The organism is Nonomuraea sp. NPDC004354 (genome assembly GCF_053602555.1).
Genome location: NZ_JBSGDV010000028.1, coordinates 71,814 through 85,242, shown reverse-complemented (window position 1 = coordinate 85,242; position 13,429 = coordinate 71,814). Strand labels below are relative to the sequence as shown.

Below are 13,429 nucleotides of genomic sequence, written 5' to 3'. Positions count from 1 at the left end.
GGTTTCCCCCGGACAGCCGACGATCAACGCCGACTGGGTGGGACTGGTGAACTCTATGTACGACTCCGTCCCCCGTCAAATCAACGCACCGCCATGTGCGCCAACACATCCCGTCTTGCCGTAACAAACCGGTATTGATGGGTATGAACCACGGGTGAGTGATCACCCTGCGCCACGCGCGTTGATCGTCCTGGTGACGGCCGCGAGCGCGGTCGTCACATTGTTCGGACTGCGCGAAGTCTCCTCGATCGCCGGCCCCGTGATTCTGGCCCTGGTCCTGGTGATCGCGGTCTCCCCCGTGCGCTCGTGGCTGAGCGGGCGGGGCATGCCCGCGTGGATCCAGGTGGCGGTGCCGTTCCTGATCGTGGTGCTGGTCCTGCTCGGCATGGTGGCGGTGCTGACGGTGTCGGTCATGCAGCTGGCCACGATCCTGCCCACCTACGCCACGCAGTTCCAGGAACTCCTGGCCGAGGCGCAGCGCTTCGCCGCCCGGCAGGGATTCGGCGAGGAGCAGCTCGCCTCGGCCCTGCGGGCGTTCGACCCCGGCAAGGTGCTGGGCTTCGTGCAGACGCTGCTGACCGGCCTGTTGAGCGTGCTGTCCAGCCTGTTCCTGATGGTGGTGCTGCTGCTGGCGATGTCGCTGGACGCGCCGATCACCTCGAAGATCCTCGCCTCGGGCAGCGAGCGCAGCCCGGCGCTGGTCACCGCGCTGACCACGTTCGCCGGCAGGACCCGGCGCTACCTGGTCGTCTCCACCGTGTTCGGCCTCATCTGCTCGACGCTCGACGTGGTCGCGCTGGCGCTCCTCGGCGTGCCGCTACCGCTGCTGTGGGGTGTCCTGGCGCTCATCACCACCTACATCCCGAACATCGGTTTCGTGCTCGGACTGGTGCCTCCCGCGCTCCTCGCCCTGCTCGACGGCAGTGTGCAGCAGATGATCCTCGTCATCGTCGCCTACTGCGTGATCAACGTGGTGTTCCAGTCGTTCATCCTGCCGAAGTACCTGGGGGACGCGGTCGGCCTGTCGACCACGATGACATTGCTGTCGCTGATCGTGTGGACGTTCGTGCTCGGGCCGTTGGGAGCGCTGCTCGCCATCCCGCTCAGCCTGCTCACGCGGGCCGTGCTGATCGACAGCGATCCCGCCGCCCGGTGGGCGGCGGCTCTCATCTCCGGCGACGCCACCCCGGCACCCGTTCCCGAGCCCGCGTCGAGTACGGCAGGCACCGGCCGGGCCGGGGCCGGCCCTCCTGGCGGCGAAAGTGTCGGCCCCGGCGCCTAGCGTGGGTTCCATGTACGTCGAACGCGCTCCGGGGGTGGCACTCGCCGCGCGGGTCGCCTGCCTCTGGGCGCAGGACAGCGCCGAGGAGGGCGTCCAGCTGGTGGTGCCCGACGCGTGCGTCGACCTGATCTGGGGTCCCGACGGCCCGCACGTGGCCGGCCCCGACACCGGCCCCATGCCGGTGCGGATGCGCGCGGGCGACGCCTACCAGGGCATCAGGTTCAAGCCGGGCGCGCTGGGCGGGGCGCTCGGCGTGCCGGTCGAGGAGCTGCGCGACGGCCGGATCCCGTTCGAGGAGCTGGGGCTGCCGGCGGACCTCACGCTGGAGGACCTCACCGTACGGCTGCGCGCCACGCCGCCGCCCGACCCCGCCGCGCCCGCCATCGCGGTGGCGCTGCGCGAGTGCTCCTCGGTACGGCAGGTGGCGTGGGATCTCGGGCTGAGCGAGCGTCACCTGCATCGGCGCGCGGTGGCGGCGTTCGGTTACGCGCCGAAGGTGCTGCAGCGGATCGTGCGGTTCCAGCGGGCGTTGCGCATGGCCAGGTCGGGGGTGCCGCTGGCACGGGTGGCCGCCGAGAGCGGCTACACCGACCAGGCGCACCTCGCCCACGACGTCAAGCGGTTGAGTGGTGTCTCCATGAGTCGCCTGCTGGCTCCCCCACCCGCCTTCTCCACGGACGGCGGCTGACCGCAGGCCCGCACTCCCCGGGTCACGGGGTGGGACGGCCGTAGGCGCGCAGCGTGTTGAGGCGCGCGAGCGTCAGATGCCCGCCCCACTCGGGCCGCACGACGGGCGTCCACATGAGGAAGTCGGGCTCCCAGCCGCCCTCGGGCGTCCGGGTCTCCAGCAGCGCGTCGAGGTGCCGGGCGACGGTCTCGTCCGTGAACAGCGGCAGCCGTCGCATCGGGGCGGGCGCGAAGTCGAGGGGGAAGTGCGCCTCGCCGCCGGCGTGGGGGTCGAGCGACACCACCGCCAGGATCGAGTCCTTGAGCCGGGCGAACTCCGCCAGTGCCCGCTCGCCGTCGTCGACCAGGTCGAGGAAGGTGACGACCGCGCGCGCCTCGTACGGCGTCGTCTTCTCGATCCGGGCGATGGCGTTCCAGCAGAACGATGTCGCGGGCCCGAGCCATGGATGGGCGACGCCGTGCTTGTGCAGGAGCCCGGCGATGGAGGCGGTCGGGATGAGGTCGCCGGGCGGGTCGGCGTCGGTCCGCCACCACGGCGCGTGCGGCGCCTCGTCCACGCTGGGAAGCACGAACGGCACGCCGCCGTCGTCCACCGTCACCGAGACGAGGTAGTCGCACGCGGCGGCCACCATCGGGTCGTCGAAGGCGTCGAGCTCGTCGAGGATCCAGAACGCCATCTCCACGGGTTCCGGCTGGCTGGTGGAACCGCGCAGGTCGGGCTCCAGCGCGTGGGCGAACCCGCCGTCGGGGTTCTGGTACGCGCGCAACGCCCGCAGGACCCGTTCCTTCGAGCCGCCCTTGAAGAGGGCCTCGTACCTGAGCCTGTCGAGCAGGCGGGCATTGAGCTGGATGTAGCGCTCCGGGCTGTTCTCCATGCCGTCGACCCTACGGCGGGCGGGCCGGCCGGAGCTTGTAGGAATCGGCCGCGCCGGCTCTTGGGAAACCTCGCTGCGGCGGCGACAATCACCGGCATGGAGCAGCGGCGATGGGATGACGACGAGCGGTTCACCGGGGTCGGCGACGCCTCGGCGATGCGGCCTGCCGTACAGGACCTGGCGGCGGTCATGGCGCGGGACGGGTGGGTGACCGAGGACCCCGACGCGCACCTGCTGCCACACCTGCGCGCCGTCCCCGGCTGGCGGGTGGTGGCTGAGCGGCTGGTCGAGGGCGGGGTCTACGAGGTGGCCGCCCGTCCCGACGAGCCACTGGAGGGGATCGAGGCGCACCGGGCGGCGATCAGGCTGCTGGCCGCGATCGCCGAGCCGTCGTTCTTCGTCCGGCAGTGCGGCACGGACACCTTCGAGTGCGTGACGGGCGTGCTGCCGGGTGATCCTCCCGGATACGCCACGCATGGGCATCTCGTCCGGCTTGTCATCACGCCATAGGCGGCGTCCCAGGGCGACACGCCAGAGGGCCGCGGTAGGGAGGGGCACGGCAGACCGGCGAGCGCGGGAGCTCGGCGGCGGGCGTGGGCTCGGCCGACCAGCGGGTCGGCCCCTCGGCCGGTACGGCAGCCGCCCCGCCCCGAAAAACATGTCGCAATCTCCGGCCGGCTTCCTTAGCCTGCTGGCATGTCATGCATCTGTTTCATGCGTCTGCGCAGCGGCCGGGCTCTGGCTCGCTAGCTTCGTAGATCGCGAGCCCAGGGCCCGTCGAGATCCCCTTCGTCTCGAGGACCCGAAAGGGCTTTTGCTGTGGCGCAGAACTTCGCGCACGGAAACTATTCACACACCCAGAAGAAGGTCAGGAACAACGGTGGCGGTCGCACGCCCAGAGATCGGGCGCGGCGCGAGCTGTCGCAGAACTTCCTGGTGGATCGGAACGCCGTCGACCTGATCGTCAAGGCGGCCCGACCGAGCGGTCTCGTCCTCGAACCCGGCGCGGGTGAGGGGGTGCTCACGACGGCGCTGGCGCGGGCGGGCGCCGAGGTCGTGGGGTACGAGATCGACCCACTGCTGGTGGCCAAACTCAGGGCCAGGACCAAGCTCAAGATCGTGAGGGGTGACTTCACCGCGACGCGGCCGCCGGACCAGCCGTTCGCCGTCGTGGGGAACATCCCCTACGGGATCACCTCCAAGATCGTCGACTGGTGCCTGCGGGCGCCCGAGCTGACGTCGGCGACCCTGCTGACCCAGCTGGAGTACGCCCGCAAGCGCAGCGGCGACTACGGCAGGTGGAGCCTGCTCACCGTCGAGAGCTGGCCGTGGTTCTCGTGGGAGCTGGTCGGCCGGATCGGCAGGGAGAGCTTCAGGCCCGTCCCGTCGGTCGACTCGGCGATCCTGCGCATCGAGCGCCGGCCCGCGCCGCTCGTCGACGACGGCGGGGCGTGGCAGGAGCTGGTGGAGGTGGGCTTCTCCGGCGTGGGCGGCTCGCTGTTCGCCACGCTGTCGCGACACTTCGGCGGCGGGGTGGCCGCGGCCTTCGACCGGGCGGGCATCGCCCGCGACACGGTCGTGGCCTTCGTTCACCCGGACCAGTGGGTGACGCTTCACGCCAACCTGCACCGCTGAGCGCCGGGCGGGCGGTCGGGCCGCCGCCCGCCCACACCCCGAGCCGGCTGGTCAGCCGGTGACGCCCGCCTGAAGGCGGTCAGCCACTGACGGCCAGGCGGAAGCGAGGCCGGTGACGGTCGGGCGAAAGTGAGGCCGTCCGGTGTCGGCCGGGCGACACGGTGTCAGCCGGTGACGGTCGGGCGGCACGGTGTCAGCCGGTGACGCCCGCCGCGTCGGGCTTGGCCGGGGTGGTCCGGGTCGCGGTCGCCGGCACGGCGACGGAGGTCCGCCGGTCCCACGGCAGCGCGACGGCCAGCACGGGCAGCAGCACGATGGAGGCCATGGCCCAGCCGGGATGCCAGGACGACCACACGTACCAGCTCTGGCTCATCCAGAGGTAGCCGATCGCGGCCCACAGCGAGGTGCCGAGGATGGCCGGCCAGGCGAAGCGGGTGGGCCTGGCGACCAGGAACGGCATGAACCACAGCAGGTACTGCGCGCCGAGACGCGGGGTGACGACCATGAAGGCCAGCAGGATCGCCGTCGTCATGTCGACGGGGTCGGCCTTGCGCCACACCCAGCAGACGGCCAGGACGGTCGCGTAGATCAGGTAGGTGCCGATCTTGGCGTAGGCGGAGTGGAGCGTCCAGTCGCCGCCGACCAGCACCGCCGTCCAGCCCCATTCGCCGACGATCGGCCGGATGTCGCTCATGACGTCCATCACCTTGGGGATGTCGGCCAGCGAGGTGCCCGCGAAGATCGGCAGCGTGACGAGGAAGAACACCGGCGGGACGCCGGTGGCGGCCAGCCCGATGAGGCGCGCCCTGAAGTTCGGCAGCAGCAGGACCATGCCGGGGATGAGCCAGATCGGCCAGCTCTTCGCGCACAGCGCCAGGCCCATCAGCAGGCCCGCCCACATCGCCCTGCGGTAGGCGGGCGCCTCGGCGGCCCGGAAGGTGAGGACCTTCCGCAGGTCGAATCTGGCGACCGCCTCGCGGACCGTCATCGTGAAGCCGTGCCGGTCGGGCTGGCCGGGACCGCGCGCCACCACGAAGGCCGCCACGCCGAACACCAGCGCGACCGGCTCGACCTGCCCATGGACGGAGGCGACCAGGAGCGCCAGCGGGTTGAGCGCGTACTGGAAGGCGCGCAGAGACGCGCGCGGGCCGCCGGCCAGCTTTCCGACCAGCGGGATCAGCACGATGTCGGCGACCACGGTGACCAGGCGGCCCGCGTACTCCCAGGGGATGCCCAGCCACAGCAGGATCCCGTAGACGTAGGGGATGGTCGGCAGGAAGTGCCACCCGCCGTTGCTGCCCAGGACGGGGTCCTGCCGGTTGAGTACCGCCTCGCCGGCCGGCTTGAAGCTGTTGACGAAGTCGACAGGCTGCCAGGTGTCGATCGCCGACGTGTACATGATCAGCACGCGGACCCCGATGCCCACCGCGAGGGCGAGCCAGAGCGGGGGTCGCCAGTCACGCCACTGCGCGATGAGAGCGAACACGACACCTGAGACGAGGACGATCCCCGTGAGCACTGCGTAGTCCATGGCGGCTCCTAGCCTGCCTCACGATCGGAGGTACTGCCACCCATAAGGCGGGTCGCAGCACCCCGGATCGTCACTGAGTGTGTTCAATGAGAAGCATGGGGGGATCACGGGGCAACGCGCTGCTGGTCGGGCTCTACCGGGAGGCGAGAGGCAGGGTCGCCGACCCTGTCGCGGCCTGGGCGCAACTCACAGCCAATCCACAGGTACGGCAGGCCTACCAGCGCGGCAGGGGCGGCGAGGTGGCACCGCTCGGCGACGACGAGGTCGCCGAGATCGTCGCCGCCGCCCACGTGCACACGATCGCCGCCTACGGCCCCGATCGGGTCGCCGCCCACTCCACATCCATGATCGCCAGGTTCGTCGGCCTGATCGGCGGCACGGTCCTGTTCGACCAGCCGCTGGTCGCCGCGCAGGTCTTCGGCCCCTGCTCGGAGGTGCCGGAGCCGGCCGACTGGGAGCAGGCCGCCTACGCGGTCATGTGGGGCGAGAACGACCGCGCGATCCGCTCACCCGACACGCACTGGCTGGTGGCCGGGCGCTACCCGGGGCAGAAGGTGGTCGCGATCGGCAGCCACCCGATGCGGCTGTCGGACGAGACCGTCGTGGTGCGCTCGGGCACCGACGCCGCACTCGCCATGGCGATGGGGCACGTGCTGCTGAAGGAGTTCCACCTGGAGCGGCCGGCGTTCGCCGAGCACGCCAAGCAGCGCACCGACCTGCCGTTCCTCGTGCGGCTGCGCGAGCGCGCCGACGGCTACGTGGCCCACCGCTTCCTCACCGCCGCCGACCTGGGCGACACCTCGCCCACCGCCGCGCTGAAGACGGTGCTGCTCGACGGCGACGGCGCCCCCGTGGTGCCGAACGGGTCGCTGGGCCTGCGCCGCGATCCCGCCCGCTGGAACCTGACGCTGGAGACCGACCCGGCGCTCACCGTGTACGGCACGGCCGGCGACGGCGTCGAGCTGCTGCTCCCCCGCTTCGACGAGGGATCGGGCGTGCTGCGCAGAGGCGTGCCCGTCATGCGGGTCGGCGACCATGTGGTCACGACCGTCTACGACCTGCTGCTCGCCCAGTACGGCGTGGCGCGTGACGGGCTTCCCGGCGCCTGGCCGGCCGGCTACGACGACGCGCGGGAGCCGTACACGCCGGGCTGGCAGGAGCCGATCACCGGTGTCAGCGCCGCGCGGGCGCTGAAGGTGGCCCGCGAGCTGGCCGAGACCGCGCTGCGCACCGGCGGTAGGTGCATGATCATGCCGGGACGGCTGGGCACCGAGCACGCCGACACCGCGCACCGGGCGATGCTCGCGCTGCTGGTGCTGACGGGCTCGGCCGGGGTGCGCGGCGGCGGCTGGGGCGGGCCGCGGGCCGAGAGCGAGCGGGTGGTGGAGACGGGGCTCTACTTCTACCTGCACGCCGACCGGTGGCGCTACGACTGCACCGACGTGGGCATGCTGTCCTGGCAGCTGGGCGAGGGGCTGTTCAACGACCGGGCGCCGTGGCCGGTGCTGGCCGAGGCGGTGCGCGAGGGGTGGCTGCACATGTCGCCCGAGTACGACCGCAACCCGCTCGACCCGGACGGCGACCCGGGGCGCCGCGCCTGCGACGAGCCTGACGACCCGCGCAACTGGCCGAGGGTGCTGACGCTCGCGCACGGCGACCTGGCCGACCCGTGTTTCGAGCACCATCTGGTCAACGGGAAGCTGGACCTGCTGGTGGGCCCCTCCCAGTACGCCGACGTGCCGCTGCCCGACGTGGGGCTGCTGGCCGAGACGTTCGCGAAGCTGTCGGTCGACCATCTGGGCAGGCGCAGGGACATGGTGGGCGGCCGCGTCGTGGAGCGCAACTACCCGGAGACGGCGGCGCTGCTGGCCGCCGTGCCGGGGCCGGCCGTACGGCCCGAGGGCATGCCGTGGCTGACCCTGACGGGCCGCATGCACACGCTCGTCGACCATGACTGGATGCACGAGTACGGCGAGGCGCTGCCCATCTACCGGCCGCCGGGCTCGGGACATCATGTGAAGCCGACGGTGATGGTCAGGCATCGCGGGCAGGAGGGCTGACTCCCGCCCGCGATCCCCCGGCCCATCAGCACACCGTCAGCGCAGGCCGTCCAGGTACGGCCGGTGCGAGCGGGAGAACTCGAAGCCGTTGTGCCGGTCCCAGTTGACCGACCAGGCCATCAGGCCCCGCAGGTTCGGGTACACCCCCCTCGGCTGGTAGGAGCCGCAGCCGGTGCCCTTGGCCAGGCACGTGAACGCCTTCTGGACCTCGGCGACGGTGGTGAACCCGTTGCCCGCGTTGGGCGAGGCGGGCAGGCCGATGGCGACCTGGTCCTGGCGGAGCGCGGGGAACACGTTGCCGGCGTTGCCCATGATGGGGAATCCGGCGAGCAGCATGTCGGTCATCGCCACGTGGAAGTCGTGCCCGCCCATCGTGTGGTACTGCCCGTCCAGGCCCATGATCGGCCCGGAGTTGTAGTCCTGCACGTGGAGCAGGGTCAGGTCGTCGCGCAGCGCGTGGATGACCGGCAGGTAGGAGGCGCTCCTGGGGTCGGCGGTGCCGTTCGGGCCCGGTCCGTAGAACTGGTGGCCGAGCTGCACGAAGAACGTCTCGGGCGCCATGGTCAGCACGAACCGCGCGCCGTACCTGGCCTTGAGCGCCTTCAGCGCGGAGATCAGGTTGACCACGACGGGGGTGGTGGGGTTGCTCAGGTTCGTGTCGCCCTGGTTGAGGTAGAGCGAGTGGCCCTCGAAGTCGACGTCGAGGCCGTCGAGGCCGTAACGGTCGATGATCGCCGACACCGACGCGACGAACGTGTCGCGCGCGGCGGTGGTGGTGAGCTGGACCTGCCCGTTCTGCCCGCCGATGGAGATGAGCACCTTCTTGCCCGCGGCCTGCTTGGCCCTGATGGCGGCGACGAAGTCGGCCTCGGACTCGACGTTGGGGCATTCGGCGACCGGACACCTGGCGAACCTGATGTCCCCTGAGGTGACCGAGGTGGGCTCGCCGAAGGCGAGGTTGACGAAGTCCCACTCGGCGGGCACGTCGGCCATCCTGACGTAGCCGGAGCCGTTGGCGAACGAGGCGTGCAGGTAGCCGGCCATCACCCTGCTGCTCGGCCCTCCGCCGCCGGTCGAGGTGGTCCCGCTGACCTCCTGCGTGTACGGCGAGCAGTTGCCCGACGGGTCGCAGGCGCGCGCCTTGAACCGGTAGGTGGTGGCCGGGTTGAGCCTGCTGGCTGTGTGGGAGGTGCCGGTGACCTGGGTGGGGGCGGCGCCGTCCCTGGAGATCTCGTAGCGGGCGACGGTGCCGGAGTCGTCGGTGGACGGCGACCAGGTGACGGTGAGCGAGCTGCTGGTGGGGCCGCCGACGGCCAGGTTGCCCGGCACGGTGGGCGGGGTGGTGTCGCCGCCTCCTCCCGGGCCGTCGAGCACGACGTCGTCGGCCAGGTAGGGGCCCTGGCCGTACCAGCCGTTGAGGTGGACGGTCACGGCGGTGGTGCTCGCGCCGGTGGTGAAGGAGGTGGTGAGCTGCCGCCAGGTGGCGCCGGGCGCGCCCCACGTGCTGGCGTTCACGCCGGTGCCCGTGGCGCCGAGGAAGACGTAGGCGCCCTGAACCCAGGCGGACAGCTGGTAGGCGGTGTTCGGCTGGACGGTGACGGTCTGCCCGCAGCGGGCGAAGTCGGTGCCCGCGGGGCTGCCCTGGAGCGCCTTGGTGCCGCCGTGGACGGGGCTCGAGACCGTGGTCGCCAGCGAGCAGGTCCATCCGGCCAGGCCCGACTCGAAGCCGGGGTTGACGGCGATGTTGGCGGCGAGGTTGGCGGCGGGGCCGGCGGCCGTGCCGGTGGCGGGGCCGGCGGTGATGCCGGCGGCGGTGACGGGGTGGGCGGGGGTCAGGGGCAGCACGGCCATGGCGAGTGCGAGGGCGGCCGCGGCCGCGGGCTTGCTCAGGTTCATGCGTGCGGTTCCTCGATCGTGGTGCGTGGGGGGTGCGGCCTCCCGTCCCGGGAGAGGAGGCGAGCTCTCCCGGGACGGGAGCCGGGCCCGCGCTCGGGAGGGGCGAGCGCGGGGCGGGCGCTCCGGAGGGGAGCGCCAGGGGGGCGCGCTCCGGAGGGGGGAGCGCCGGGGATGGGCCTGGATCAGAACCCTGCGGTGGTCCTGGTGAACTCCCATTCGGTCTGGGCGATGCCGCTGCAGTTGGAGGTCACGCCGCCGCCGGGGGCACGGCCGGTCGCGGTTGACCGCCCAGTACGCCAGGCGGGTCAGGCCCTTGGACCTGGCCCAGGTGGTGATCTGGGTCCAGGTGGCGGGCGTGGTGAGCTCCTGCTGGTCGGACAGGCCGTTCATGCCCGAGATGCCCATGTGCGCGTACGCCTGGGCGTCGGTCCAGCCGAACGCGGTCTTCAGCGTGTTCTTCAGGCCCTCGGAGGCGTTGACGGTGTCGGTGTAGATGTCCGAGCCGCCGAAGTCGAACGGCATGATCGTGTAGTTGTCGATCGGGACCGCGAGCTCCCTGGCGCGGTTGACCAGGCGGACGCCGTGGGCGTTCGGCCCGGTCCTGGTGGTGCCGAAGGTGACGACGACTTTGACGTTCGGGTTGTTCTGCTTGACGATCTTCAGGCCGTTCAGGATGCGGTCCTGCACGGTGTAGTTCTCGAACTCGTCGGTGTTCTCGATGTCGAAGTCGACGACCGCGGGGCCGACGGCGTTGATGACCTGCTGGACGGCGCCCGCGAAGGCCTGCGGCGTCGAGCAGTTCGGGCCGAGCTTGTTGCCCTGCCAGCCGCCGAAGGAGACCTGGACGCTGCCGCCCTTCGACTTGATCGTGGAGATCGCCTGGGCGTCGGTGCCGCCGGTCAGCGGCCGGTTGCCGTCCCACGCGGGGGTGCAGCCGCCGCTGGACAGGATGAAGGCCATGGTGAAGGACTTCACGCCGGTGGCGTCCATGACGGTGCCGGGGTTGGGCGGGTTGCCCCAGCCCATGTAGAGGTAGGGCGCGCCGGGCATGCGGGCCCCGGTCGGGCAGCCGGTGGTGGAGCCTGTGACGGAGGCGCTGGAGCCGGACTCGCCCGCGGAGTTGTAGGCCCTGACGGTGTAGGTGTGCGAGGTGCAGGCGCCGAGGCCGGAGATCGTGGCCGAGGTGCCGCTGACCTGGGCGCGCTGGGTCGAGCCCTCGTAGACGCGGTAGCCGGTCACCGTACCGCCGGCCGCGCCCCATGACAGGGAGATCGAGGTGTCGGTGGCGCCGGTGACGGTGGGCGCGCCCGGCTGGCCGGGCACCCCGGTGCCGCCGGAGGTGGCGGCGGTGACCGCGGCGCTGGCGGCCGACAGGTTGCCGGCCGCGTCGCGGGCGCGGACGGTGTAGGTGTAGCTGGTGCCCGAGGCCAGGCCGGTGTCGGTGTGGGTGGTGCCGGTGACCGTGGTCACCAGCGTGGAGCCGCGGTAGACGTTGTAGCCGCTGACCCCGACGTTGTCGGTGGAGGCGTTCCACGCCAGCGAGACGCTGCTGGAGGTGCTGCCCGTGGCGCGCAGGTCGCCCGGCACCGAGGGTGGGGTGGTGTCTCCGCCGCCGGAGACCGTCTTCCACAGGGCGGGCACGTTGGGCGGCTCCCAGCCGGGCTGCGAGGTGTGCGCCTGCTGGCATTCGTAGTCGACGCCGTTGTGGGTGACGCGGGTGCCGATGGTGTACGACGTCCAGGCCTGCCACGCGGGATAGGCGGCGACCGTGACGCCCTGCGCGGCGGCGGGCGTGGAGGTGGCGAGGCCGGTGACCGCGAGGGCGAAGGCGGCCAGCAAGGCGAGCATCATGCGTCTCATGGCATTCCCTGGAGGTGGGGCTTGACGGTCTTGGCGAAGTTCCAGTTGTTGCTCGCGTCCCAGTTGATGGACCAGGTCATCGCGCCTCTGATGTCGGGGTAGGCGCGGGGAGGGACGAAAGTGCCGCAGCCGGTCCGCTTGGCGAGGCAGTCGAGCGCCTGGTTGACCAGGCTCGGCGCGACGACGCCGCCGCCTGCCGCGCCGGGGCCGGCGGGCAGGCCGAGCGCCACCTGGTCGGGGCGCAGGCCGTTCTCGAGCTGGATGCAGGCCAGCGCGACCATGAAGTTGACGGTGCCCTGGGAGTAGGCGGCGTTCTGGTCGCAGCCGAGCATGGAGCCCGAGTTGTAGTACTGGGTGTGGACGACGGTGAGGATGTCCTTGATCGACAGGGCCAGCTTGAAGTACTCGGCGCCCGTCGACTGCATGTCGATGGTCTGCGGCGCCATCGTGATGATCAGGCCGGAGCCGGCCTTCGCCCGCAGCGACCTGAGGGCCTGGGCCATGTAGGTGGCGTTGAGCCCGTTCTCCAGGTCGATGTCGACGCCGTCGAAGCCGTAGGCCTGCATGATGGCGTGGACGGTGTCGGCGAACTTCGTGGCCGCGGCGGCACTGGCGACCTGGACGCGGCCCGCCTCCCCGCCGACCGACAGGATGACCTTCTTGCCGCGCTGGTGGAGGGCGGCGACGTCGGCCTTGAACTGGGCGTCGGTGTAACCGCCCACGGCGGTCGCCAGGCCGGGGTCGACGCCGAAGACGACCTCGCCCGGGGTGGCGGTGGCCTCGCCGAAGGCGATCGCGACCAGGTCGTACTCGTCGGGTACGGCCGACAGCTTCAGCTCGACGGCCTGGTTGACGAAGTTGTGCCAGTAGCCGGTGAGGAAGTGCCGGGGCAGCGGGCCCGCGGTGCATCCGGCCGTGGTGCCGGTGACGTCGCGTCCGGCCGACTCGCCGACGGAGTTGTAGGCCCTGACGGTGTAGGTGTGCGTCTCGCAGGTGCCCAGGCCGGTGATCGTGGCGGTGGTGCCCGTCACCGTGGCCTTCGGCGTGGTGCCTTCGTAGACCCGGTAGCCGGTGACGGTGCCGCCGGCCGTACCCCAGGACAGGGAGATGGACGAGGTCGTGGAGGTGGCGGTGGCCGGTCCCGGCTGGCCGGGGACTCCCGGCTGCGGTTCGCCGCCGCCGCAGGAGGCGCCGTTGATCGTGCAGCCGGTGACGCCGGGGAAGTTGCCGGGGCTGCCGTTGAATCCGAAGGTCGTGGTGGCGCCGGGGGCCAGCGGGCCGGCCCAGCCGGGCGCGGTGAAGGTGTAGTGCTGGCCGCTCCGGGACATCGTGGCGTCCCAGGCCGAGGGGATGGAGTGGCCGGCCGGCACGTCGAACTGGACGTTCCAGGAGACGGGGGCGGAGGTGCCGTTGGTGATGGTGACCCTGCCCTCGAAGCCCGAGCCCCAGTCGGCGGCTTTGGCGAAGGTGGCGGTGAGGCCGGCGGCGTGCGCGGGCGGGGCGACCAAGGCGAAGGCGAGGGTGATCAGGGCTACCACTGATGCGCGTAATCTCACGCTGTTCCTTCTTTTCGGGGGGTGCGCGCCCTTTGCAGGGGCTGTCA

General features: G+C 71.6%; 9 protein-coding genes. 5 read left to right on the top strand and 4 right to left on the bottom strand.

Translation table 11 applies throughout. From position 1 onward, the window contains the following. Window positions 1-154: 154 nt before the first annotated feature. Together ACWENQ_RS42435 and ACWENQ_RS42430 are read left to right on the top strand one after the other, a co-directional pair. On the top strand, window positions 155-1,282 hold the full coding sequence (locus ACWENQ_RS42435) for an AI-2E family transporter (RefSeq protein ID WP_452419349.1): 1,128 nt from the start codon (window positions 155-157) through the stop codon (window positions 1,280-1,282). A gap of 10 nt (window positions 1,283-1,292) precedes the next feature. Further along, window positions 1,293-1,970: a helix-turn-helix domain-containing protein gene (locus tag ACWENQ_RS42430; RefSeq protein ID WP_452419347.1), complete on the top strand. Its 678-nt coding sequence runs from the start codon at window positions 1,293-1,295 to the stop codon at window positions 1,968-1,970. Between the two features lie 22 nt (window positions 1,971-1,992). Here ACWENQ_RS42430 and ACWENQ_RS42425 read toward each other — a convergent pair whose 3' ends face one another. After that, entirely contained in the window at window positions 1,993-2,844 is an 852-nt protein-coding gene (locus tag ACWENQ_RS42425) for a hypothetical protein (RefSeq protein ID WP_452419346.1), read from the bottom strand. A 96-nt stretch (window positions 2,845-2,940) separates the two neighbouring features. On the opposite strand from ACWENQ_RS42425, the gene ACWENQ_RS42420 reads away from it, so the two are divergent. Then, on the top strand, window positions 2,941-3,354 hold the full coding sequence (locus tag ACWENQ_RS42420; RefSeq protein ID WP_452419345.1) for a hypothetical protein: 414 nt from the start codon (window positions 2,941-2,943) through the stop codon (window positions 3,352-3,354). 309 nt (window positions 3,355-3,663) lie between these two features. Beyond that, complete coding sequence (erm, locus tag ACWENQ_RS42415) at window positions 3,664-4,479, top strand: ErmE/ErmH/ErmO/ErmR family 23S rRNA (adenine(2058)-N(6))-methyltransferase (protein ID WP_452419344.1); 816 nt, start codon at window positions 3,664-3,666, stop codon at window positions 4,477-4,479. A gap of 193 nt (window positions 4,480-4,672) precedes the next feature. Here erm and ACWENQ_RS42410 read toward each other — a convergent pair whose 3' ends face one another. Next, window positions 4,673-6,010, bottom strand: a complete 1,338-nt coding sequence (locus tag ACWENQ_RS42410) for a hypothetical protein (protein WP_449929443.1) — start codon at window positions 6,008-6,010, stop codon at window positions 4,673-4,675. 95 nt (window positions 6,011-6,105) lie between these two features. On the opposite strand from ACWENQ_RS42410, the gene ACWENQ_RS42405 reads away from it, so the two are divergent. Next, window positions 6,106-8,070 carry a molybdopterin-dependent oxidoreductase gene (locus ACWENQ_RS42405; RefSeq protein WP_354920273.1) on the top strand — a complete coding sequence of 655 codons (1,965 nt, stop codon included), beginning with the start codon at window positions 6,106-6,108 and terminating at the stop codon, window positions 8,068-8,070. Between the two features lie 36 nt (window positions 8,071-8,106). On the opposite strand, the gene ACWENQ_RS42400 is transcribed toward ACWENQ_RS42405, so the two are convergent. Next, a complete protein-coding gene (locus ACWENQ_RS42400) occupies window positions 8,107-11,826 on the bottom strand; it encodes a fibronectin type III domain-containing protein (RefSeq protein WP_452419343.1) in 3,720 nt (1,239 codons plus the stop codon). Then, window positions 11,823-13,382: a chitinase gene (locus ACWENQ_RS42395; protein ID WP_452419342.1), complete on the bottom strand. Its 1,560-nt coding sequence runs from the start codon at window positions 13,380-13,382 to the stop codon at window positions 11,823-11,825. Before ACWENQ_RS42395 ends, ACWENQ_RS42400 begins: the two co-directional genes overlap by 4 nt. Window positions 13,383-13,429 lie beyond the last annotated feature (47 nt).